This is a genomic window from Chelatococcus sp. HY11 (assembly GCF_018398335.1).
In the GTDB taxonomy this organism is placed as follows: Bacteria; Pseudomonadota; Alphaproteobacteria; order Rhizobiales; family Beijerinckiaceae; genus Chelatococcus.
The window spans coordinates 501483-523052 of record NZ_JAHBRX010000001.1; the positions used below are offsets into that span (position 1 = coordinate 501483).

At 63.1% G+C, this 21570-nt stretch carries 22 protein-coding genes; 9 read left to right on the forward strand and 13 right to left on the reverse strand.

The window, feature by feature from the left end:
- Positions 1–184: 184 nt before the first annotated feature.
- Complete coding sequence (locus tag KIO74_RS02450; RefSeq protein ID WP_213330200.1) at positions 185–811, reverse strand: PilZ domain-containing protein; 627 nt, start codon at positions 809–811, stop codon at positions 185–187.
- Between the two features lie 388 nt (positions 812–1199).
- Between KIO74_RS02450 and KIO74_RS02455 the strand changes: the two genes are divergently transcribed.
- Positions 1200–1994: a rhomboid family intramembrane serine protease gene (locus KIO74_RS02455; protein WP_249730831.1), complete on the forward strand. Its 795-nt coding sequence runs from the start codon at positions 1200–1202 to the stop codon at positions 1992–1994.
- Positions 1995–2174: 180 nt separating this feature from the next.
- A complete protein-coding gene (locus tag KIO74_RS02460) occupies positions 2175–2606 on the forward strand; it encodes a CBS domain-containing protein (RefSeq protein ID WP_213330204.1) in 432 nt (143 codons plus the stop codon).
- Between the two features lie 32 nt (positions 2607–2638).
- Here the strand turns inward: KIO74_RS02460 and KIO74_RS02465 are convergent, their stop codons facing one another.
- From KIO74_RS02465 to folE, 3 genes are all read right to left on the reverse strand, one after another.
- Positions 2639–3712 carry a patatin-like phospholipase family protein gene (locus tag KIO74_RS02465; protein ID WP_213330206.1) on the reverse strand — a complete coding sequence of 358 codons (1074 nt, stop codon included), beginning with the start codon at positions 3710–3712 and terminating at the stop codon, positions 2639–2641.
- Between the two features lie 97 nt (positions 3713–3809).
- Entirely contained in the window at positions 3810–4238 is a 429-nt protein-coding gene (gene hisI / locus KIO74_RS02470; RefSeq protein ID WP_213330208.1) for a phosphoribosyl-AMP cyclohydrolase, read from the reverse strand.
- Between the two features lie 55 nt (positions 4239–4293).
- Positions 4294–4935: a GTP cyclohydrolase I FolE gene (folE, locus tag KIO74_RS02475; protein ID WP_213330210.1), complete on the reverse strand. Its 642-nt coding sequence runs from the start codon at positions 4933–4935 to the stop codon at positions 4294–4296.
- A 159-nt stretch (positions 4936–5094) separates the two neighbouring features.
- Between folE and KIO74_RS02480 the strand changes: the two genes are divergently transcribed.
- Entirely contained in the window at positions 5095–5541 is a 447-nt protein-coding gene (locus KIO74_RS02480; RefSeq protein WP_213330212.1) for an iron-sulfur cluster assembly scaffold protein, read from the forward strand.
- Between the two features lie 62 nt (positions 5542–5603).
- On the opposite strand, the gene KIO74_RS02485 is transcribed toward KIO74_RS02480, so the two are convergent.
- Positions 5604–6293 carry an acid phosphatase gene (locus tag KIO74_RS02485; protein WP_213330214.1) on the reverse strand — a complete coding sequence of 230 codons (690 nt, stop codon included), beginning with the start codon at positions 6291–6293 and terminating at the stop codon, positions 5604–5606.
- Positions 6294–6357: 64 nt separating this feature from the next.
- A complete protein-coding gene (locus KIO74_RS02490; protein ID WP_213330216.1) occupies positions 6358–7182 on the reverse strand; it encodes a MipA/OmpV family protein in 825 nt (274 codons plus the stop codon).
- Positions 7183–7364: 182 nt separating this feature from the next.
- Here KIO74_RS02490 and yidD point away from each other — a divergent pair, with 182 nt between their 5' ends.
- Together yidD and thrS are read left to right on the forward strand one after the other, a co-directional pair.
- On the forward strand, positions 7365–7715 hold the full coding sequence (gene yidD / locus KIO74_RS02495) for a membrane protein insertion efficiency factor YidD (protein ID WP_213330219.1): 351 nt from the start codon (positions 7365–7367) through the stop codon (positions 7713–7715).
- A 93-nt stretch (positions 7716–7808) separates the two neighbouring features.
- Complete coding sequence (gene thrS / locus KIO74_RS02500; RefSeq protein ID WP_213330221.1) at positions 7809–9788, forward strand: threonine--tRNA ligase; 1980 nt, start codon at positions 7809–7811, stop codon at positions 9786–9788.
- Positions 9789–9878: 90 nt separating this feature from the next.
- Here the strand turns inward: thrS and KIO74_RS02505 are convergent, their stop codons facing one another.
- Complete coding sequence (locus KIO74_RS02505; protein ID WP_213330223.1) at positions 9879–10106, reverse strand: DUF1127 domain-containing protein; 228 nt, start codon at positions 10104–10106, stop codon at positions 9879–9881.
- Between the two features lie 125 nt (positions 10107–10231).
- On the opposite strand from KIO74_RS02505, the gene KIO74_RS02510 reads away from it, so the two are divergent.
- Positions 10232–10978: an ArsR/SmtB family transcription factor gene (locus tag KIO74_RS02510; protein WP_213330225.1), complete on the forward strand. Its 747-nt coding sequence runs from the start codon at positions 10232–10234 to the stop codon at positions 10976–10978.
- Between the two features lie 12 nt (positions 10979–10990).
- Here the strand turns inward: KIO74_RS02510 and KIO74_RS02515 are convergent, their stop codons facing one another.
- Both KIO74_RS02515 and KIO74_RS02520 read right to left on the reverse strand, forming a co-directional pair.
- On the reverse strand, positions 10991–12016 hold the full coding sequence (locus tag KIO74_RS02515) for an RgsD C-terminal domain-containing protein (protein ID WP_249730832.1): 1026 nt from the start codon (positions 12014–12016) through the stop codon (positions 10991–10993).
- A 75-nt stretch (positions 12017–12091) separates the two neighbouring features.
- Positions 12092–14473: a YfhO family protein gene (locus KIO74_RS02520; RefSeq protein WP_213330227.1), complete on the reverse strand. Its 2382-nt coding sequence runs from the start codon at positions 14471–14473 to the stop codon at positions 12092–12094.
- A gap of 472 nt (positions 14474–14945) precedes the next feature.
- Between KIO74_RS02520 and KIO74_RS02525 the strand changes: the two genes are divergently transcribed.
- Together KIO74_RS02525 and KIO74_RS02530 are read left to right on the forward strand one after the other, a co-directional pair.
- Positions 14946–15506 carry a nitroreductase family protein gene (locus KIO74_RS02525; protein ID WP_213330229.1) on the forward strand — a complete coding sequence of 187 codons (561 nt, stop codon included), beginning with the start codon at positions 14946–14948 and terminating at the stop codon, positions 15504–15506.
- Between the two features lie 287 nt (positions 15507–15793).
- Positions 15794–16984 carry a DUF2336 domain-containing protein gene (locus tag KIO74_RS02530; RefSeq protein ID WP_213330231.1) on the forward strand — a complete coding sequence of 397 codons (1191 nt, stop codon included), beginning with the start codon at positions 15794–15796 and terminating at the stop codon, positions 16982–16984.
- A 93-nt stretch (positions 16985–17077) separates the two neighbouring features.
- Here KIO74_RS02530 and KIO74_RS02535 read toward each other — a convergent pair whose 3' ends face one another.
- Complete coding sequence (locus KIO74_RS02535; RefSeq protein ID WP_213330233.1) at positions 17078–17851, reverse strand: NAD kinase; 774 nt, start codon at positions 17849–17851, stop codon at positions 17078–17080.
- A gap of 216 nt (positions 17852–18067) precedes the next feature.
- Between KIO74_RS02535 and KIO74_RS02540 the strand changes: the two genes are divergently transcribed.
- On the forward strand, positions 18068–18379 hold the full coding sequence (locus KIO74_RS02540) for a hypothetical protein (protein ID WP_213330235.1): 312 nt from the start codon (positions 18068–18070) through the stop codon (positions 18377–18379).
- 107 nt (positions 18380–18486) lie between these two features.
- Here KIO74_RS02540 and KIO74_RS02545 read toward each other — a convergent pair whose 3' ends face one another.
- From KIO74_RS02545 to KIO74_RS02555, 3 genes are all read right to left on the reverse strand, one after another.
- Positions 18487–19425: a YihY/virulence factor BrkB family protein gene (locus KIO74_RS02545; protein WP_213330237.1), complete on the reverse strand. Its 939-nt coding sequence runs from the start codon at positions 19423–19425 to the stop codon at positions 18487–18489.
- Between the two features lie 107 nt (positions 19426–19532).
- Positions 19533–20858, reverse strand: a complete 1326-nt coding sequence (locus tag KIO74_RS02550; RefSeq protein ID WP_213330239.1) for a hypothetical protein — start codon at positions 20856–20858, stop codon at positions 19533–19535.
- 320 nt (positions 20859–21178) lie between these two features.
- Positions 21179–21562, reverse strand: coding sequence for a CrcB family protein (locus KIO74_RS02555; RefSeq protein WP_213330241.1), 384 nt, complete (start codon positions 21560–21562; stop codon positions 21179–21181).
- Positions 21563–21570: the final 8 nt, after the last annotated feature.

Below are 21570 nucleotides of genomic sequence, written 5' to 3' on the forward strand. Positions count from 1 at the left end.
TTTTTATAGTATCTATATCCGTTATTGCGTGGTTTATTTTTGTTCATTGAACAAGTATTTTTCCACATAAGCCAGTATATATCCAGTTAAGAAATTTCCTGGCGAGCGCTATGAAAAACAGGCGCGCGCATGCGCTTTGCGTCGATCCGGGCAATAGGCGCCGGGCGGTCTTGCCGCCAGCTGGTCAAGTGCCGGGTCCTATGATCCGCGCGAAGTCCTGTTTGCCCAGGATCTCGCCGAATTCAACGGCGAAGCCGCCGTTGAAATGTCTGATGACCTTCGCACTTGTGCGGCCAACGATAACAGGCGAGCCGACTTCCGGCGCCACGCTGGCGAGCAGCGCGGCCCCTGAGTGAGAAATATCCATAATGTGGACGTGATGGCGCGACCCGTCCGGCAACGTCAGACCGATGCCGGTGATGGTGGGAAGCACACGTTCATGGCGGCGGACCTCGGGAGCCTTGAGCGGCTCTCGATTGGCCAGGGATGTCATCTGCGCGGCAATTTTCTCGCGCTTGCGTGGGGTTGCCGTGATCGTGAGGACAAAGCCCTGTTGTGAATGGCGGACGATATGTCCTTCAACGCGACCGAGGTGATCGAGATAAAGCACGGCATGTTCGCCGATCTCTCCACGGTCCGATGCGACGACATGTATATCTGCGGGTGACATGTCGATGGTCTGGCATGGAAACTCATGCCGTCCCTCGATCATGTACCGTCCGAGTAGCGTGATTTTGAGGCGCTCGAAGCGTCGGCGCTCAGCATTTTCGGCCGGTGCGGGTGGAGAGACTTCGGTTGCTGCTTGCGCCATCTGAGGGTCCGTCATTATCAGCGAGATGATGAATGTGAACAAAAGCGCGCAGGAAGCGCCACACGAGTATTCTCCTATCCTATTTCTATTAATGATTGATTCTTCATAAGAATATAATTGGATATAGAGATGTATAATTATTTTTAATGCATGATTAGGGTCCGCAATATGGTGTAAATATTATCGATGACGGATCCCGGCCATCTTTCCTTTCGTGAGGGGCCTTAGATGACGGTTTCCGAGTGGCGCGGAGGGCGCGCCGCGGACGCTGTGCGGGCGAAGGTGTTTCTCTTGGAAAAATGTGCCAGAAGTCTTCACCACAGGGCTTCGGCCCGCCGTGGCCGCGACGACCCGCGTGAACTGTCGTAGACGAAGGAACCGGATGCCCTTGAACGCTTTCACACCGCATCGCCCCGCGCGCGAGCCGATGGTCAATGCGCCGCTGGCGGTCGTTCTTCTCATCGGCCTGCTCGTTGTCATTCATATCGCTCGGCTGGCGATCAGCGAGGAGGCGGATTTTCGGGTCCTCGTCGATTTCGCCTTCGTTCCGGCCCGGCTGACGGTGGCGGTCCTGCCATCCGCGCTCGACACCATTCTCGCGGCGGCGGCCGCGCGGGGGAGCCAGCATGTCCTGCTTGCCCAGCTCTTGCTGCAAGAGGGCGCGAAGCCGTGGACGCTCATCACACACGCCTTTCTGCACGGTTCCTGGACCCACTTGATTTTCAATGCTTTGTGGCTGCTTGCCTTCGGCAGCCCGGTGGCGCGCCGCTTCGGCACTGTTCGCTTTTTTGTGCTGCTCGCAATCTGCGCCGTCGTCGGAGCGGTGTTCTACACTCTCTTCAATCCCTATGGCACGATCCCGATGATTGGTGCTTCCGGCGCCATTTCCGGAGTCATGGCGGCGGCCTGCCGTTTCGTCTTCCAGCCGGGAATGCCATGGCTCGCCCATCAGCCAGGGATGGCGGAATACGCCCAGGCGCAGAGCTGGCGGGAAATCATGAAAGATCGTCGCGCCATGAGCTTCATAGCGGTCTGGTTCGGCGTGAATATCGTGTTCGGATTGGCGGCAAGCCCGCTTGGCCTCGCCGATGGCGGTATCGCTTGGGAAGCCCATATCGGCGGCTTTGTCGCGGGGTTCCTGCTCTTCCCGCTATTGGATCCGGCGTCGCGCAGGCGACGCTGAATGAGGCCGGTTTCGCCGGCATGGCGTGAGCGCGCGGCGATGTCCAGCGCGTCGCGCACCACTTCACGCACACATCACCGATAGCTTGGAGCTTGCGATCTCCATAAGCTTTCCCCACAATCTAAGACAATTGGTCGCAGGTTGTTCGCAGCCTGTGTCCCTGGAGGAAGGAGGAAGGCTATGTCCGTCGATCGTATTCTCGCCTTGAAGGGTGGAGATGTCGTCACCATTCCGCCCCACCGCACGCTCGATGAAGCCGTCAAGCTCTTGGCTGAAAAGCATATCGGCGCCTTGGTCGTCGCCGGTGCGGATCGCAAGGTTCTCGGCATCATCACCGAACGCGATATTGTGCGGGTGCTGGCCAAGGAAGGGGCCGTCGCCTTCAGCGAAGCCGTTTCGGCGCATATGACATCGAATGTCCGCACCTGCACCGGAAGTTTCCTCGTCAACGACGTCATGGAAATCATGACGCTCGGCAAGTTCCGGCACGTTCCGGTCGTGGAGAACGGAGTGCTGGTGGGCATCATCTCGATCGGTGACGTCGTCAAGCACCGGCTCGCGGAAGTCGAGCATGAGCATCAGATCCTCCGCGAGTATATCGCGACTGCCTGACGCGCCGTACCAGCTCAGACCCGGCGGGGCTGCTATTCGATGGCCTGCCGGGCTGCGGATTCCTGGACGAGATACTCGCGGATCTCGTCCATCATGCGCTCGGCGGCCTCTGCGCCCAGCGCGATCGACTCGTCCGCCTTGTGGAAGTCGAACAGGCCGATGCGATTGAGCTTCGGCGAGATCATGAGGTCGGGAGGATCGCCGGCGAGGCGCGAGCGGGCGATCCGGTCCTGCGTGATGTTGAAGGCATCGACCATGACCGTGCCGATGCCGGGAACTCCGTCAGAGCGCGTCGCGAACTGACGCATGCGTTCCGCGACACCCCAGACCGGGCCGAGCAGGCTGCGCCGCTTCGCGGCGGCGTCGGCTATGATGGATTGCGTGCTCTGGGTGATGTCGGGATCAACGACCGGGATGACCGCCCCGCGACTGCGCGCGTCACCATTCAGATTGACGCAGACGACCACGTCGGCGCCGAGCGCGCGCGCCACCGTGACCGGGATGGGGTTGACGAGCGCCCCGTCCATCAGCCAGCGCCCGCCGAATTTGACCGCGTCGAGAACGCCGGGGAGGGCGTAGGAGGCGCGCATGATGTCCGTCAGCAGCCCTTTGGTCAGCCAGACCTCATGGCCGCTGCCAAGCTCGGTGGCGACGGCGGCGAAACGATGGGGCAGGGTCTCGGCGCGGATGCCGACGAGGTTCTCGTCGAGCAGGCGCTTCAGCCGATCGCCGGCAATGAGGCCGGATCCATTGAGATGGAAATCAAGAAGGCCGATGACGCGCCGACGCGTGAGCGAGCGTGCGAACTCCTCCAGCACAGCGAGCTTGCCAGCCGAAAAGCAGCCGCCGACCACGGCGCCGATCGAGGTGCCGACGATCACGTCGGGAATAAGTCCCGCGCGCTCGAAGGCTCTCATCACGCCGATATGGGACCAGCCACGCGCCGCGCCGCCACCCAGGGCAAGCCCAAGCTTCACCCGCGCGGGCGCACCATAGGGGAGGGATGCTTGATCCGCGGACGAGGTGTCGGATCCGGGCGCGGCGCTGCCGGTGGAGGAGCCTGCTGCTTCAGAACGCTTCGGTTCGGAGGCGCTTCTTTCCCACATCGCTGATGTCCCGGATTTGTTTGTTGCGAGCGTGGCAGTTTGTCAGCAATTCGTTCACAAGCGCTTCAAGACAATCCGCCAGGCCGGGGTGTGCTGGTCAGGTCCTGGTAGGGACTAGCTGTCGTGAGACCCCGCCGAGCGGGACGCTACGATAGAAGCAGCTCTCCCGACCGGTGTGGCAACAGCCCCCGTCTCCGCCGACCCGAACCTTGATCCAGATGGCGTCCTGGTCGCAATCAACCCTCATGTCGACGATGGTCTGCAACTGGCCGGACGTGTCCCCCTTATGCCAGAGCGCCTGGCGCGAGCGCGACCAGTACCAGGCCTCCCCGGTCGCGATGCTGCGCGCCAGTGCTTCGGCGTTCATATGGGCGACCATCAGAACCTCGCCGGTGTCGGCGTGGGTCGTGACGCAGGTGACGAGGCCGTTCGCGTCGAAGGCAGGCATCAGGATCTGGCCTTCCTCGACCTCGGCCTTGGAACCTCGCTCCGCGAAAGATGTCTCAGTTCCGGAAGTTTCGCTCACGGCGCATGATCCAGTTAGGAGAATGATCGCGGCGGCGCGCCGCCGCGCCACGCGATCAGGACGCCTTCGAGCGCACCATGCTCATGAACCGCGCCTGTTCGGCGGGATCGTCCTTGAAGATGCCGGTGAAGCGGGTCGTCAGGGTGGAGACGCCCTGCTTCTGAATGCCGCGCATGGACATGCACATATGCTCGGCCTCGATCATCACCGCGACGCCCCGGGGCTTCAGGGTTTCATCGAGCGCCTCGCCGATCTGCGCGGTCAGCCGCTCCTGCGTCTGCAGGCGGCGGGCATAGACCTCGACGACGCGTGCCAGCTTCGACAGGCCGACGACACCCTGCGTCGGATAATAGGCGATATGCGCGGTGCCGATGATCGGCACCATGTGATGCTCGCAATGGGAATAGAAGGGAATGTCGCGGAGGAGCACCAGGCCGTCATAGCCGGCGACTTCCTCGAACACCCTGTCGAGCACGAGGGACGGATCATCGTTATACCCGCGGAAAAGCTCCTCGTAGGTGCGCACGACCCGCCTTGGCGTCTCGGCCAGACCTTCGCGGTCCGGGTCCTCGCCAGCCCATTGCAAAAGGACACGAACCGCTGCTTCCGCTTCTTCACGGGTCGGTCGCTTGAAACTGGGCTTGTCGGCGGTGGCGTCTGCCATGCGCGCGGACAAGGACTTAACCACGGCGTCCATGTGGTGCCTCCCGCTTGATCCTCAAAAGCCCGAAACTGGGCGAAAAATGCGATAAGTCGATCGTTGCCCCGCAGATCTTCCTGCACTGCAATCCTTTGCCTATATATACCGGGATGGGTCGGTCGCAATGCGCAATGATCCGGCTTTGGGCGAAAAGTCATGCTGAACGATATCTATAATAGGCGAATTCTCGAGCTGGCGGCTGACATTCCCCGGCTTGGACGACTGGCGAAGCCACAGGCTTCCGCGACCGCGCATTCGAAGCTGTGTGGCTCGACGGTCACGGTCGATGTCGTCATGGATCACGACACCATTACGGACTTTGCCCATGATGTGAAAGCCTGCGCGCTTGGCCAGGCCTCGTCATCGATCATGGCACGCCATGTGATCGGCGCAACGGCGGAGGAGCTGCGGCAGGTGCGCGAGGATATGCGCCGCATGCTCAAGGACAATGGTTCCCCGCCCAGGGGACGCTGGTCGGACCTCGAGGTACTGGAGCCTGTGCGCGACTACAAGGCGCGCCATGCCTCGACGCTTTTGACCTTCGACGCGGTCGTGGATGCGATCGGCAAGATCGAGGCCGAAAGGCTGGCTGAGGCGAGCTGAGACGCGGGCGGTGCCTCTGACGATCGGCTTCCAATCTGTCCGATCTGAGGCTATCGCGCGGCTTACTGTCTCAAGGCGCCCTGGATCTCGTCGCGGACCTTCGCAAAGGCTGCCTGATAGCGGGGAGAAGTTTTCAGCGCGGCAAAGATGGCCTCGGCGGCGCGCTTGCCCGCGGCCAGGTCAGTCGGAAAATGGACCCCGCATAGTGCTCGGCTTTCGGCATAGGCTTCCGCTCTTGCCATCAGCGCTTCGCGATCATCTGGAACGAGATCCGCGAGAATGAGGCCGTAGAGATAACCCAGGGCCGCGTGACTCGAGGGATAGGACCCCGTCGTCGGCCGCTTGACGCAGGTTGTCACAGCGGGATTCGCGGCGAAGGGTCTGGCGCGCTGCCAGCGATCCTTCACCGTCGCGAGGATCGCTTCTTCATCGTGGGTGATCTGTTTGAAGAACGCTGCCGTATGAGGCAATCGCCGCTTGCGAAACTCCGGACCGAGAACGTCAGAGAAGCGGAAAACCGATTGCTTCCTGTCCAAGCGCGCCTGCGCGATGGATTCACGCGTACGGCTGGCCTGCAGCGCGAGAACGGCTTCCATGTCCGCCTTCGCCGCCGGCGATCCGGGGAGCGGCGGTCCGGATAATATGGCGGAAAGATCGATCGTCTCGGGAGTGATATAGGGTGCGCCGGCAGGCGAGCCGGCGTCCCTTGCCATGAGCGGGGACGCGCCGGCAAAGAAGCTGACGAATCCCACGATCAAGCATCTCTGAAAGAGCCGCCCTGCTTCGCTGCGAAGGCGGAAGCCGTCCATGGATGCCTTAGCGGACGTAGAAGGAATAAGCGGCGCTCAGGCCGACCACGAACTGATCCTTCGAGCCGATGTTGCGCACGATCGGGCTCTTGCTCGCGTCCTGGACCAGTCGCGTCCAGCTGCCCTGCAGGGTGGCCGACCAGTTGTCGTTGAATTTATAGGTGCCGGCCGCCGCCACACCCGCGCCGAACATGCCGCCGGAGGGCTTATAAGGCGTCACGCGCCAGTTGTAATAAGCCTCGTCGGCCGTGACCCCGAAATTGGTGCGCATGAACTTGCCGTTGCCGAACATCATGCGCGGGCCGGCCGACAGAGTGAGATTGCCAACGGGCATCACGAAATCGGCGGCCAGGTCGCCGACCCAGCCGTCGGCGTCACGGAAGCCGTGACGGACCTCGACGCGTCCGCGCAGGTTCTGCGTCGGCCAGACTTCGGCATAGGCGCCGCCCTCGATGGTCCACTTCACCTTGTCGAGGCCGTAGAGCTCGCGGTTGCCGTCCAGATAGCGGCCGGGACGGTAGCGGGCGACCGGACCGGCATTGAACCACTCGTTTTGGAACAGGGCGATGCCGATGCCATCATCGGGCGCGCTGAACTGGTAGGGGGTGGTCGCCTTGCGGACGCCGATGGAAGGAAAAGGCGTAAACGTGTAGTCCTTCGCGCCGAGATAGTCCGGGCTGATGATGCCGTTGCCCTTGAGGGTCACGATCCATTGGCTGTCTGGTTGACGGGTCGTGGTCGCTTCCGTCGGGAAGCTCCAGTCGGCCGCGAAGGCTGCCCCGCCCGTCATGAGCAAGCCGAGACCAAAAGCGGGCAAAGCATACCGAGCCATATAAACACTCCTTACTAACTGCCGCTTTTATGGTGCAAAAAGCTTGACTATTTGCTTACCGCACCGCCGACCCTGATTCGGATCCGCCAACGCCAGCCTGTCCAACCCGTCACGAGTCAGCATCCAGTTGGCCACCATAGTACCTCCGATGTTAGAGATGCCATGAAAAGGCAAGTGCCCTCATGAGAAAACACCCGGGTGTTGTCATTGCGCATCTCCTGATCCGCACCTACCAGCTCACGCTCTCAAGCCTGATCGGACGCACCTGCCGTCATCTGCCGACATGCTCTTCGTATATGGACGAGGCCATCGACCGCCACGGATTCTGGGCGGGCGGCTGGATGGGAACCGCGCGGCTGTGCCGCTGCAATCCCTGGGGCACTTCGGGGCTTGATCTCGTGCCGGAGCGATTGCCCTCCGGCAGCGCCTGGTATAAGCCGTGGCGCTACGGTCGCTGGCGCGGCGTGAATGCGCCGCCATTGTGCTGCGAAGCTGTCCCTTCGGACGATTGCGGCGCCGGGACCGCTCCATGAGCCGTGCGCCGTCGATCCGATGGCGTGGCTCTGAACACCGCAACGCTAAACGCTTACCTGCGCCGTATGCAGGAGTGAGCAGGAGCCTTCCTGATGATCAATCTGACATTTCCCGATGGTGCACAACGGTCCTTCGCAGAAGGAACGACCGGCCTCGATATCGCCAAGGGCATTTCCCCGTCTCTCGCCAAGCGCACCGTCGCCATGGCGCTGGACGGCGTGGTCACCGATCTCGCCGATCCGATCGAGCGGGATGCACGCATCGAATTCGTCAATCGCGACGACCCGCGCGCGCTTGAGCTCATCCGTCACGATTGCGCCCATGTGCTGGCCGAGGCCGTGCAGGAGCTTTTTCCCGGCACCCAGGTGACCATCGGACCCGTCATCGAGAACGGCTTCTACTACGACTTCGCGCGCAACGAGCCCTTCACGCTGGAGGATCTGCCGAAGATCGAGGCGAAGATGCGCGAGATTATCGCGCGCGATAAGCCCTTCACCAAGGACGTCTGGAGCCGGGACAAGGCCAAGGATGTGTTCCGGGAGAAGGGGGAGGCCTACAAGGTCGAGCTCGTCGACGCGATTCCCGAAGGGCAGAGCCTGAAGATCTACCATCAGGGTGACTGGTTTGACCTGTGCCGCGGGCCGCATATGACCTCGACCGGCAAGATCGGCAATGCCTTCAAGCTGATGAAGGTGGCGGGCGCCTACTGGCGCGGCGACAGCAACAACCCGATGCTGACGCGCATCTATGGTACCGCCTGGAAGAACCAGGAGGATCTCGACCTCTACCTGCATCAGCTCGAGGAAGCGGAGAAGCGGGATCATCGCCGGCTCGGCCGCGAGATGGATCTCTTCCACTTTCAGGAGGAGGGGCCCGGCGTCGTCTTCTGGCACCCTAAGGGGTGGAGCCTGTTCCAGAGCCTGATCGCCTATATGCGCCGCCGGCTCGCCGCCGACTACGCGGAAGTCAATGCGCCGCAGGTGCTCGACAAATCCCTGTGGGAGACCTCGGGTCACTGGGGCTGGTACAAGGAGAACATGTTCAAGGTGCAGTCCGCCGGCGACGAGACGGAAGACGAGCGCATTTTCGCCTTGAAGCCGATGAACTGCCCCGGCCATGTGCAGATCTTCAAGCATGGCCTGAAGAGCTATCGCGACCTGCCGATGCGGCTCGCCGAATTCGGTGCCGTGCATCGCTACGAGCCTTCGGGCGCGCTGCATGGGTTGATGCGCGTGCGCGGGTTCACCCAGGACGACGCGCATATCTTCTGCACCGAAGAGCAGATGGCCGAGGAATGCCTCAAGATCAACGATCTCATTCTCTCGACCTACGCCGATTTCGGCTTCGAGGAGATCGTGGTGAAGCTCTCCACGCGGCCGGAGAAGCGCGTGGGCACCGATGAGGTCTGGGATCACGCCGAGGCGGTCATGAGCCGCGTGCTGGAGGAGATTGCCGCGCGTTCGGGCGGGCGCATCAAGACCGACATCCTGCCGGGCGAGGGCGCCTTCTACGGGCCGAAGTTCGAATACACCCTGCGCGATGCCATCGGCCGTGAATGGCAGTGTGGCACGACGCAGGTCGACTTCAATCTGCCTGAACGCTTCGGCGCCTTCTATGTGGATGCCGACGGCACCAAGAAGCCGCCGGTGATGATCCACCGTGCCATCTGCGGCTCGATGGAGCGCTTCACCGGCATCCTGATCGAGCATTTCGCGGGCCATTTCCCGCTATGGCTGGCGCCGTCGCAGGTTGTCGTCGCGACCATCACCTCGGACGCCGACCCCTATGCGGAAGATGTGGTGGCGACGTTAAAGGCGGCGGGCTTGCGTGCTGAAACCGATCTGCGCAACGAGAAAATCACCTACAAGGTCCGCGAGCATTCGCTGGCCAAGGTGCCGGTGCTGCTCGTGGTCGGTCGCAAGGAAGCGGCGGAGCGTACCGTATCGGTCCGCAGGCTGGGGTCCCCCAACCAGACGTCGATGACGCTCGACGAGGCGCTGGCGGGACTGCTCGCTGAGGCAACGCCGCCGGATCTGGCTCAGCAGAACGCGGCGCGCGCGGCCAAGCACTAGTATTCGCGCTGCGAAATACACGATCGGTCAAATCCCGGCGGTTCACGGAACCGTCGGGATTTTTTTTCCTGAATCTGCCAATCGCGGGCGTCAGCGTCGGATAGCGGCGCGCGCCGGTCCCTCCCACGGCCAACGGCTGGCCTCGCGCTCCGCGTCTGCCTGAGACAGCCCGATGTCCTTCAAGGCGTTCTCGTCCAGCTGTCGAAGCCGGCGGCGCTCCGCGCAGCGGGAGAGACTGAGTTCAATCCAAGTCACCAGGCGCAAGCCGTAATCGTTGCCGCGCGCGGTAAGCGATGAAGGTAGAGATATATTAGCCATGATCTTGATCCTCGTTCTGCGGCGGACCATGACCTTGGCCATCGTCCTTGTCGCCGGAGAACGCTTCGATCGCTAGCGAACCATTGTTACATGCGCTCTTCAATATGGACTGCTAATGTCATGGCATGAGTGCGCAAACACACCTTGCTCAGATGGGGGCTCTCCTCGGTGACCCCGCCCGCGCGAACATCCTGCTCGCGCTGATGGACGGCGGGGCGCGGACAGCCAAGGAACTCGCCTTTCTTGCCCGCATCAGCGCCCCGACGGCCAGCGCGCATCTCGGCAAATTGGTCGATGGCGGCTTGCTGACGGTCGTCGCGCAGGGGCGTCACCGCTACTTCCGTATCGCGTCCGCCGAGACCGGGCATATGCTCGAGACGATGCTCGGCTTCGCCACGAGCCGCATGCGCGCTGTCCGGCGTGCGGGCCCTGCCGACGAGCGGCTGCGGGCGGCCAGAACCTGCTACGATCACATCGCGGGCCGACTTGGAGTGGCCATCGCCGACCAGTTGCAGAGAGCCGGGCATGTGGTTCTCAATGATGGCGCTGGTCGGGTATCGGCGAGCGGCCACGCCTTTTTCGCCGAGCTTGGCCTCGATACGGAGGCAAGCGGAAGCCGCCCTGGCGTCCTGTGCCGGCCCTGTCTCGACTGGAGCGAACGACGCTACCACCTGGGCGGAATGCTCGGGCGTGCACTCTGCCAGCACTGCGTCAGCCGGGGGTGGGTCAAGCGTGACAATGACACGCGCGCGCTCATCATCACGGACGCCGGGCGTAATGCTTTCGACAGCCTGTTCGGATTATCGCGCATGGATGCGGAGGAGGAGGCTTCCATCAGGGAAACCACCCTCCAGGCCGTCGCTGTCCCGTGAGGTTCAGTGCTGTCAGCGCGCGACGATTTCGATATCGCGATCGGCGCCGCTGTCGACTTTGAACTCGCGCGTATAGACTTGGCCGTCATGCCGGGCGATGAGCACATAGTCGCCCTCGGCCAGCACGAGCGAGGGAAATGCGCCGATAGCCTCGCGGATCACGTCGCCACCCGGTGTCAGAACGCTGAAGGCAGTGCCTGCAAAAGCCTCGCCCCCGGCGGTATTCACGAGCTTCAACGTAACGGTGGCCGCGCGATGGTTGATCGTGGCCTCCGTGAGCTTGCCGGCTTCGACACGCAGGTCACTGCGCATGATCGCGTTGCTATCGCCATATGTGGAAACGATGTGATAGGCGCCCTCCGGCAGCCGGATCAGATCGCCGGGCTTAGCGTCCGCGACCACAAGACGACCCTCGGCATCGTTGCCGACCGGCAGATAGACCGAGAACGTCAGCTTCGAGACCGGGATCGCGATGTCCCCGATCGTGCCGGAAACCTTCAGGGCTCCGGCATTGACCGTCAATATCTCGTCGAGCGGCGCGTTCCGCAGCGTGACACGCCGCATGGCGCTGGCGAAACCGTAGGAGGCGTGCAGCATGTAGGTGCCGGGGGGAAGCTCGAAATGGCTCGTGGCATCGTCCGCGCGGGCTACGAGGTCGGGCGCCGTGCCTTCAGCGCCAAGCCGGTAGACCCGCCAGATCAGTCCCGAGCGGATCGGCGCATCGCCCGTCGCCAATCTGGCGCTCGCCGTGATCATGCTGTTGGCCACGGATTGATCAAGCGGTGCCATGGCGGCGGGCGGCACAGGCGGTGCTGTAAGTGTCGCTGACGGTAGCGCGGGAGGCACGGGCGGTTGTGCCTGTGGCGCTGGCGCCTGCGCCACAGCTGGCGTGACGAGAGCCACGGCAAGCGGCAGAAGAATTGCCGGGACCCATCGCGCGGTCGCGGCATATCGCGGCCAAATGGCCTTCGGACCCCTGTCGCCGACCTCCAGATCGCCTGCGAAGCTGCCAGTCATGAGTACGCGCGGATTCATCATTCCCTGTATCTGCCAAGGCAAGGCGTCCGCTGCAAGCAGGCGTGTCAGGTACGACCACCAAATGCCCCGCTCATATCATCGCGGCGCGCGTTCCTTGTCGTCCAATAGGTCGGCTGCCGCTGTGGCAAGATTATGGAGCGACAGGGGCTCGTATCTGAACTCGACCATGTGGCGGCCAGCCGGCACCTCGACGGCGCGGAACAGAAGATTGGCGCGCCGGATCGGCTTCTCCTCACCATCGACCGTCACCTGCCAACCGGGATAATAGATGTCGTGCAACACCAGCATCGCCGGCTTGTCGGTGACCACGCGGATGCGCACGCTGTTGCGGCGGTAGCGCGTGATGATGGCCTTGCCGCTCGGTGGCTCCTGCACTTCCGGAATGTCGCCGAGGCCGTAGCGGTTGTTGAGATCCTTGACATCGGCCACATCGATGAGGGCTTCGTCGCTGTGCTCGAGATCCGGCAGGCCCTGTTCCTTGAGCACACGTTCGCTCTCCACGGGCACGAGGCGCGTTGCCAGATAGGCGCGGGGCGTGCGCGGTGGCATCTTGTAGATCCACATCGTTCCCGCGCCGTAGATCAGCCTGGCTTGCGGCAGATGCGGGAACTGGGACGGCATTTTCTCGACCGGGCGGTCGAGTACGATGTATTCGAGGCCGAGCAGCGAGGCGAGGCGCGAGCGATAGTTGCGGAAGGTGATGGGAAACTGCCGCAGGCTCGCGTCGGCGGCATTCTCTCCGGGACCGACGGCGCGCTCGTAATCGGCGATGCGCAGCGGGTTATAGCCGAGCGTGTCTTCGAGGCCCAGCACCATCGAGGCGTTCTGCCAGGCGCCCTGGAGGCCGAGGATCTCGACGCGGGGGCGGGCTCCCTCCGCGTGGCGGGCCGCGAGTTCCCGGGTCAGCACCTGAAGCCCGCGGAGCTGGTCGGACGGCAGCTGCTCGAACACAGCATAACGCTCACGCGGCTCAGCATTGAGAGCCGACGCGGCGTTGCGCAGGATGAGGTCGCCACCCGTGATGGCGATCAGCACCGCGCAGGCATAGAGGCGCACGGCGGGGCGCCTTCCGGCGATGATGATGGCAGCCGCGATGAAGGCGATCAAGGCGCCGAGGCCGATCTGGATCATCGCTTCCGGCAGCTTGCCGGCGGCGATCGCGAAGCGGCTGGCATTGATGATGGCCGCCGCAGTGAGCCCCACCGCGAGCACCACGAGAAGAGGACTGGCCGGGCTGCGCTCGATATCAGCGCGCTTTGGCGTCCCTTCCGCCATGTAGCGATGCACAAGATAGCCGGCGGCCATGGCGAAGGCAAAGTTCAGCATGAACGTTGCGTCGGCCGGCCGCCGGTAGAGGTCGACACCCGGGATATAGCGGTAGAACAGCTCGAATACCGGGGTGTAGTAGCCGAGCGCATAGATGAGCGCGCCGATGCCGACATAGAGGAAGAAGCGGAACTCGCGCGAGAGCAGGCGGCCACCCCCGATACCGTGCCACAGAATGAGCATGGCGGGCACAGTGCCGATGAACAGATAGTCGATCGCCCGGTCCGTCCACGTCCCTTCGGGCAGCGTATGCGGCCCCGGACCCCAATAGTCATAGGTCAGGTTGAGGGAGCCGAAGATATTTCCGAAGATGGCCGTCGCGAGGCTTTGTGGCGGGAGCGATCCCATGCCCGCCGTCGCGAAATCGATCATCGGGCGGTTGGAATCGGAGAGAAACTGGATGGTCAGAAGGGCAGGCACCGCCAGGAGGGCGCCTCCCGTCGCCGCCATGACCGCGAGCAGACCCACGCGGCTGCGCAGATAGGCAAGTGGCGCCTGCGCGGTTGCGATCTGATAGACCACGCTGCCGATCAGCGCGAGGCAGAAGAGATAGGCAACCTGGTCGCGTCCGAGCGCCATGAGCGAGGCGATGACGCCGAAGGCGACAGCTCTGACGTAGGAGCGGCGGCCGAGCGAGCTTTCCAGGAGAAAGAGCGCCAGGGGGAAATAGCCGTAGGAGAAGATCATCCCGGTATGCTGCAGGCGCGCTGACGCCGAGCCGCCGAGGATATAGATCATCACCGTGACGATGGCGCCGGCCGGATGCCAGCCTCTGCGCTTGAACAACCCGACGATGCCGAGAGCGCCCGGCAGGAAATGCGCGTAGACGGCGATATCGAAGAGCTGCATCGATGCCTGGGGCATAAGCCAGCCGAACAGCACCATGGATGGCGTGAACAGGAGCGACTGCGGGTCCGCGACCGAAGGGTAGCCGCTGAAATGGTAGGGGTTCCAGAGCGGCCACTCGCCCGCTTCGAGGGAAGCGCCGAGGTAGCGCAGCATGGGATAGAAGTGATTCTTCGAATCCCACGGCACGACCGCGCCCGTGAGCGGCCAGACCAGTGCTGTCACCAGCCAGAAGGCGAAGATGATAAGGAGCGTGCGGGTCGTGGTCTCACGCGTCCAGTTCATCGACCCCGGAGGCCCGGGTATGCGCGAGGCCGGTGTGCCGGATCTGGGCGAGGGAGGCACGGTCGATGGTGAAGTAAGTGAGTGAGACATGGTCGAGTGGGGCATGGGGATGACCAGGCTGCGGATGCTTGCTACAGAGGCCATCCGATCCTGGCAGGCCCTGGGGCCCGTGAGCGGCATAGCGGGGGATTGAGACACCATGAGCCCTGTTGCCGATTGCACCTGCGCGGCTCTCGCAAATGGCTGGCATGAGCGGCGGTCAGCTAGGCGCTGCCCGTGCTATATCGGCAGTACAGACAGACGATCGACAAAGCGCGCGCGGCTTGACCATGGCACCGACCGGGGAGGGGTAACCTCCGCAACCACCTAAGGCTTGTCCCAATCGCAATGCAGGCATGCGCTGGTAGCTCGACGATTCGAGCACAACAAACCCAATGTCAACCATGAAACACATGAATCAGGCGTAATTCTGATGCTCGACATTCTCCAAAGCCGCAGATCCGTTCCACCCCGCCTTCTCCGAGCCCCGGGCCCGTCGCCGGACGAGCTCGCGACATTGCTCCGGATCGCCTCGCGCGTACCGGATCATGGCAAACTCGCGCCCTGGCGTTTCATCGTGTTTGAGGGGGAGGCCCGGCGTCAGGCTGGTGAGGTGATCGCGGCGGTCTATGCTGTGGATAACCCTGAGGCGGACGACAAGCGCCTGGCCGCCGAACGAGATCGCCTCGCGATCGCGCCGCTGGTCATCGGCGTGGTGTCGCGCGCCGCGCCCCACGTGAAAATTCCAGAATGGGAACAGGTTCTCTCGGCGGGCGCGGTTGCCATGAACCTGACCATTGCGGCCAACGCCATGGGCTATGGGTCCGCATGGCTGACGGAGTGGTATGCCTATGATCGACGCGTGCTGCAAAAGCTGGGCGTCGCCGCGGATGAGCGTATGGCCGGCTTCGTGCATATAGGCACGCCGGTCGAACGCCAGCCGGATCGTCCGCGCCCGGAGCTGGCGGAGATCGTCACCCACTTCCGAGGATGACTGAGGACCGTCCCGTGCCCAGCCGGTCCTGACCCACCGGAACTCCTCACGGTCCCCGACGCGGAACCCGCTGGTGGGTGGTACCGCACAGTCGGTTGGCTTTGCCGAGGGCGGCAGCGGCTCTTTTCGTCGTGCGCGCCGCGATGTGGGAACCGCCGGCGAAGTCAAAAGGCCAAGTGGGATGGCCTCATCTATCCCCACTGTTAATGCATCGTTTACTATGATTACCCCACCATTCAGGCAACGGACTGCTAAGTATCGTCGCGTGAGTCGGTGTCGAGGTTTGTATGATTATTCGTCGGTATCTCGTGTGGGCCACAACGGCTACGGCTTCCCAGCGAGCCGCCGCGGCAGACGTGTTGGTGCGCGCCTATCACCAATCGCCACTGACGGACGCAGACCGCGTCGATATCGACAAGGCGTTGATCGGGCTCGCCTCCGACTCATCCCCGATGGTACGGGTCGCGTTGGTGGAAGCCTTCAAGGCGTCGGCCGCCATACCGATGCCGGTGTTCGAGGCCTTGCTGGCGGCAGGCGACACCGCGGCGATGACCCTGCTTGCCGACAGCCGGGCCGTGAGCTCGGCCCAGCTCGTCGATTGCGTGGCCGTCGGCGACCCTGCGTCACACCGAAGGATTGCCGGACGCGAGGGGCTGCCGGCTCAGGTCTCGGCCGCCCTCGCGGAGGTCGCTTCGCTCGACGGGCTGATGGCGCTGCTGGCCAACGACACGGCCGTAATTTCACAGAGCGCTTTACAGCGCATGTTTGACCGCCATGGCCACAGCCCGGCCCTTCAGTCGGCCTTGCTCAGCCGTCAGGAGCTGCCGCCTTTCATGCGGCATGCGCTGATGTCCTTTCTCTGTGAAAGGCTTGCGGACTATACGGTTGATCGCGGCTGGCTGTCACCGGCGCGGGCCGGGGCGCTGCAGGTCGAGGCTGGCGATATGGCCACCATGGCGCTCGTTGCCGAAGCGAGTGACGAGACGTTGGAACGGCTGGTGAGCCATCTCATCGCCAGCGGCGAATTGACTGTCGGTCTGTTGTTGCGCTCGCTACTCTGCGCTGAGCCACGGCTCCTCACCATTGCACTGGCCAAGCTGACGGGCACGCCGCGCGGTGCTATCGAGGCCGCGCGTGGCATTCCTGGTCGTGCCGCTTTCGAAGCGACCTACCAGCGGGCGGGCCTGCCAGGCGGGTTGCTGGCGGCTTTCCACGCGGCCCTCGACGCGCTGGATAAACTGCCGCCCCCGATGCGCCGCCAGGACGGGCATTTGTCGCTCACGATGGTCCGGCATGTCATCGCTGCCTGCGAGGATATGCCGTCCACGGCGGCCGGGCCGCTTCTGGCGCTGCTGGAGCGATTCACCGAGGAGGCCCGGGCGACGCAGAGCGCGATCGATCCGTCTCCTGCCGCGTCGCCGCTATACGCGAACTGGACGGCAGCGCCGGCCGTTCACCCGCAAGCGCTGGCGGCCTGATCCACGGCGAGCAGCCCGGGTTTCCGGTTCTGAAAGCTTGGTCCAGCGGGTAATAGCCGCCGCATTGTCGCGAGATGACGCTCGCTCGCGCGTTCAGTAGCCGAACTGCTCGCTGAGAATGCGCTCATCCAGGCTGTGGCCTGGATCGTGCAGCATGACGAGATCGACGCTGCGGTCCATGACGACGTCGACATGGCTGACCGAACGGAACTCCGTATGGTCGGCGACGGCGCTGACTGGTCGCTTTTCGCTGTCCAGCACGTCGATGGCGATCCGCGCGTAATCCGGCAGCAGGGCGCCCCGCCAGCGTCTGGGGCGGAAGGCTGACAATGGCGTGAGCGCCAGAAGCGGCGTGTTCAACGGAAGAATGGGGCCGTTGGCCGAGAAGTTGTAGGCGGTCGATCCCGCCGGTGTTGCCACGACGATGCCGTCGGCCACCAGCTCATCGAGACGCACCTTGCCGTCGACCGTGATACGGAGTTTGGCGATCTGGTGGGTCTGGCGCAGCATATGGACGTCGTTGATGGCGCGGGCCTGATGGCGCTGGCCATCCATGCTCTCGGCGATCATCAGGAGCGGATGGGTGATGCTGCGGTGGGCCGCTTCCAGGCGCTCCACCAGGGCATCCTCGGAAAACTCATTCATGAGGAAGCCGACTGACCCGCGGTTCATGCCGTAGATCGGTTTGCCCGTTCCCATGAAGCGGTGCAGCGTTTGCAGCATGAGGCCGTCGCCACCAAGGGCGACGACCACGTCGGCCTCTTCGGGCGGCACTCCATTATAGCGCGAAGCAAGACTGCTGCGCGCTTCCAGCGCTTCGGGCGTATCGCTCGAAACAAAGGCGACAGACGAAAAGCGGCGCGCCATCGAAGACCACGATCTGATCCGCCGGTGCCCTCCATCGCGGCGCTTCTCGCCCGTGACGAATCCCGACCATCAGCAGACATAGCACGCCTCGGAGAGCATGGGATTGTCGCAGCGGCAAAAACAGCATCTGATGTGCGCGGGGATTGGCGAACTCACACAAAAGCCCCATATCAGCTTTAGACTTCCATAAGGTCATCAGAGGGAAAAACTGAGCGCATGCAAGGCTACGACCGGTTCAGGGCTGGCGGCATCCAGTTCACGCGTTTGAAGAGGTGGCAGGTCTGGCTGGCGGTCGCTGTTGCCGCGACGCTGATCCTGACGCTGGCTGTCGTGGCCGCGAGCGCTTTCCTCATCATCTTTCCCATCGTCTTGATAGCGGGATTGCTCTATCGGCTCGCGGCTCGTTTCGGCTTGGTCGGCCGTCGCCAGACAGCGAAAAGCGCCTCCCCGGATATCATCGATGGTGAGTATGTGATCATCACGGATGATCTGCGGGAACGTCTCCCGCCGCACGGCGACCGTCGCTGACCTAGAACGAACATCGGCACGACAGACAGGCCACCCGATCAAAAGTCCGGCTGATCCCGGTCACCACAGCGTTGTCGCCGGTCTTCCTGGTGGCTGGAACGCCTGGTTTACCGCGGCGGAGCGGCCGGAGGTTTCGTTGCGGTGACATCGTGGTCGCGATCGTGGTGCAGCGTATTGATCTCCGCGCCGATCAACAGCGCGAGCGCGGTCAGCCACAGCCACAACAGCAGCACGACCACGGCTCCCAGTGAGCCATAGGTTGCGTCATAGGTGGCGATGCGCGTGACATAGGCGGAAAACAGCGCTGATCCGATCAGCCAGAGTGCTGTCGCCATCACCGCCCCGATGACGGTGGATGTCCAGCGCACGCGGTGGCAGGGGGCCGCGTAGTAGATGATTGTGAAGCCGAGCATCGTGACGGCGGCCAGGAAGGGCCAGCGGATGAGAAGCAGGGGGGTGCGGATCTCGTCAGGCACGGGCAGGAAGGCGAGCACGGCCGGCACGGCGGCGATCGCGAGAATAGAGACCACACCGAAGACCATCCCGCCCAGCGTCAGTGCCAGCGCCACCACCTGCTGATGCAGGATGCCGCGTGCCTCCGGTCGATCATAGGCGATATTGAGGCCGGTCATCAGCGAGCTCATGCCCGTGCGTGCGCTGAAAAGGGCGATCGCGAGACCGATGACGAGGCCCGTGTTGAGCCGCGAGGTGTTCTTCTCGACCACGCCGTGCAGTGCTCCGAGGAGGATCTGGATCGCTTCCTGCGGCAGGAATGCCGAGAGGGCGAGGATCTGCCCCTCGACCGTCTTGGGATCGGCAACGAGCCCGAACAGCGAGACGAAGACGCCGAGCGCCGGGAATATGGCCAACATGGCGTAGAACGCGACCCCGGCGGCGACGAGACTGAGATTGTCGCGCGATATCCGGTCGACGAGCCGCCAGAGCATCGACCAGATCGACGGCCGCGCCGGGCGTCCGGTGTCTTCGCCTAGGTGACGATTGGTCTCCCCGCGTTCCCTGAGCCCGTTGAGCGCAGCGACCGCCATCGCGGTCCATAGTCGTTTCGGCGCCCTGTCTCGATCGAACACGCATATCCCCTTTCGCGCCGGACGCTCGCCGTCGCATCCGCTGCAACACGTGCGGGGCGAACGTGTCAAGCGCGCTGTGGTTCCGCTTGTTCGGGCGCCCGGTCGGGCCTTGCGGCTGTTGGGCCGGTGTGACCGGGCAACAGGTCCTTCAACACGTCGGCGGCCAGCACCAGTGCCGCAATGAGTACCGCTCCGATCGTCCAGTAGAAATAGCGGAACTCGGTTGCCACGCCCACGATAGCGAGCGGCAGCCCGTAGAGCACGCCCGAGAACGAGAGCAAGGCGGCATCGCGGGCTGTCCAGCGATCCAGCCCGCGCCGGCAGGCCGCCGCGCAGACCACCGCGCCGACGATGATCCAGAGCCCGCCGCGCATCAGATCTCCGATAACCGGCGCGCCGCTCGCTGCCCTCACCATGCCCTGGACGCCGCGGAAGCCCTCGTTGGCCGTGAAGCCATGGGCGACCGAAGGCGCGGCCGGGATCGGGGGAACGGCGATGAGAGGCTCCAGCAATTGGCGCGTATGGGAGAGGCGATGCCGGAGATAGGCAAAGGGGTGGGCCGCAACGGCTGCGAGCCAGGGGCGCGTGAGCCCTTCCCGCCAATGGCCATCGGCGACGAGCCGCTTCACGACGAAGGCGCACTGCCCCCACGCGAGGTTATCCCACGCGCGGGGCTCGTAGCAGGTATGGACGATGCGTTGATCCTCATCGGCGCTCCACGCACCGGGCAGTCCGTTGTTGCCGGTTCTCGCCGCGATGCCGACGATGTCGAAGGCCATTAGCGAGTTGACGACCCCGGAAGGCTGGGCATTAAGGATATGCCGATTGAGCAGCCATCCGGCGCATGATGTGGTCGCGACCGTTGCAAGCGTGATGATCACAAGTCGCCACGAGATAGTCCCGACTTGTTTCACGCGGGTGGTCTGCCGGGATGGCGGATGCCAGACGCCGAGCATGATCAGAGGTGCCGCCGCCAGCATGGCATTATGGCGCGCGAGGGAACCGATCAGGAGCAGGACGAGTGCGGTCGCCATCAGGACGGGCCGCCACGGTCCCCGGCGCGATGCCGATGTGGCGAGCAGGGCGGCGGCCGGCAGGAAACAGGCGAAGACGAGCGAGTCCTTCCACAGCATCGCGGGGATCGCGATCATCATTGGTGAAATGCCGGCGAGAATGATGAGGTAGCCAACAATAGGCAGCGATCGGCCGTAGCGCAGGGCCATCAGCCAGAGGCCGAGCCAGTAGAGCGCCAAGATCAGCGTGAACAGGCCAGCGGGACCGGCAACCAGACGATCCGTATAATGCCAGATGAGCGCCATGACAGGCGGATGCCAATCATTAAAGATAAAGCGGCGCGCCTGGTTCAACTGGTCGCCTGAATCGCTGGTCATCAGGCCTGGATAGAAAGACCAGTAAACCGCCCCGGCCAAAACTATGCATATGGCCGTGATCGCTATGCCGTGTATTCTATAGATTTTAGTTTTATCGAATGACATGCTGGTAAAAAATAATTTTACAATATGGGATATTTATCCTTGCCTTTCTCTTAGGGGAAATCGTCTTTTGTTATTGTTTGATGCGAATTTTTATTTTTTTCTTATATCGCGGTCATCGAAGAATATGAATCGATGCGTTCTGATCGACGTCTATATTCGAGACGCCCAAGGGGATGGGCGTGCCATTCGATTGCCGGTTCCGTGCGGGTCAGAATTCAGCTGCGCCGGCCCGCACCGCATTTCATGCCCAGGACCACCGCGCCATATCCAATGACGAGGCTCGCCAGAACATAGACGATGGCGACCATCGCGGATTGGGTGGATGCACCCATCAGGACGACAGCGCCATAAACAAAACTCGAGAAGGTCGACAAGCCGCCCATGACGCCGGTTCCGACCAGAGTATTGGTGTCGTCGCTGATGACTTTGCGGGCATGCAGGGCCGCTGCAAGGCCAAGAAGAAATGCGGCCGCAATATTGGCGACGAAGATATCGAGGGGGAAGCTGTCAGCCAGATGTGGCGTGCCGAGCATCAGAAGCTCGCGGATGATCGCGCCCAAAGCGCCACCGACGAAGACCAGGATGATTGTATTGATCATCGCGCGCG

What these genes read in the sequence shown, in the direction of transcription:
- KIO74_RS02450 (WP_213330200.1), bottom strand. Translation starts at nt 811, where the DNA reads ATGGCGCAAGCAGCAACCGAAGTCTCTCCACCCGCACCGGCCGAAAAT.
- KIO74_RS02460 (WP_213330204.1), top strand. Translation starts at nt 2,175, where the DNA reads ATGTCCGTCGATCGTATTCTCGCCTTGAAGGGTGGAGATGTCGTCACC.
- KIO74_RS02465 (WP_213330206.1), bottom strand. Translation starts at nt 3,712, where the DNA reads ATGTGGGAAAGAAGCGCCTCCGAACCGAAGCGTTCTGAAGCAGCAGGC.
- folE (WP_213330210.1), bottom strand. Translation starts at nt 4,935, where the DNA reads ATGGACGCCGTGGTTAAGTCCTTGTCCGCGCGCATGGCAGACGCCACC.
- KIO74_RS02480 (WP_213330212.1), top strand. Translation starts at nt 5,095, where the DNA reads ATGCTGAACGATATCTATAATAGGCGAATTCTCGAGCTGGCGGCTGAC.
- KIO74_RS02490 (WP_213330216.1), bottom strand. Translation starts at nt 7,182, where the DNA reads ATGGCTCGGTATGCTTTGCCCGCTTTTGGTCTCGGCTTGCTCATGACG.
- yidD (WP_213330219.1), top strand. Translation starts at nt 7,365, where the DNA reads ATGAGAAAACACCCGGGTGTTGTCATTGCGCATCTCCTGATCCGCACC.
- thrS (WP_213330221.1), top strand. Translation starts at nt 7,809, where the DNA reads ATGATCAATCTGACATTTCCCGATGGTGCACAACGGTCCTTCGCAGAA.
- KIO74_RS02505 (WP_213330223.1), bottom strand. Translation starts at nt 10,106, where the DNA reads ATGGCTAATATATCTCTACCTTCATCGCTTACCGCGCGCGGCAACGAT.
- KIO74_RS02510 (WP_213330225.1), top strand. Translation starts at nt 10,232, where the DNA reads ATGAGTGCGCAAACACACCTTGCTCAGATGGGGGCTCTCCTCGGTGAC.
- KIO74_RS02515 (WP_249730832.1), bottom strand. Translation starts at nt 12,016, where the DNA reads ATGATGAATCCGCGCGTACTCATGACTGGCAGCTTCGCAGGCGATCTG.
- KIO74_RS02520 (WP_213330227.1), bottom strand. Translation starts at nt 14,473, where the DNA reads ATGAACTGGACGCGTGAGACCACGACCCGCACGCTCCTTATCATCTTC.
- KIO74_RS02525 (WP_213330229.1), top strand. Translation starts at nt 14,946, where the DNA reads ATGCTCGACATTCTCCAAAGCCGCAGATCCGTTCCACCCCGCCTTCTC.
- KIO74_RS02530 (WP_213330231.1), top strand. Translation starts at nt 15,794, where the DNA reads ATGATTATTCGTCGGTATCTCGTGTGGGCCACAACGGCTACGGCTTCC.
- KIO74_RS02535 (WP_213330233.1), bottom strand. Translation starts at nt 17,851, where the DNA reads ATGGCGCGCCGCTTTTCGTCTGTCGCCTTTGTTTCGAGCGATACGCCC.
- KIO74_RS02540 (WP_213330235.1), top strand. Translation starts at nt 18,068, where the DNA reads ATGCAAGGCTACGACCGGTTCAGGGCTGGCGGCATCCAGTTCACGCGT.
- KIO74_RS02545 (WP_213330237.1), bottom strand. Translation starts at nt 19,425, where the DNA reads ATGGCGGTCGCTGCGCTCAACGGGCTCAGGGAACGCGGGGAGACCAAT.
- KIO74_RS02550 (WP_213330239.1), bottom strand. Translation starts at nt 20,858, where the DNA reads ATGACCAGCGATTCAGGCGACCAGTTGAACCAGGCGCGCCGCTTTATC.
- KIO74_RS02555 (WP_213330241.1), bottom strand. Translation starts at nt 21,562, where the DNA reads ATGATCAATACAATCATCCTGGTCTTCGTCGGTGGCGCTTTGGGCGCG.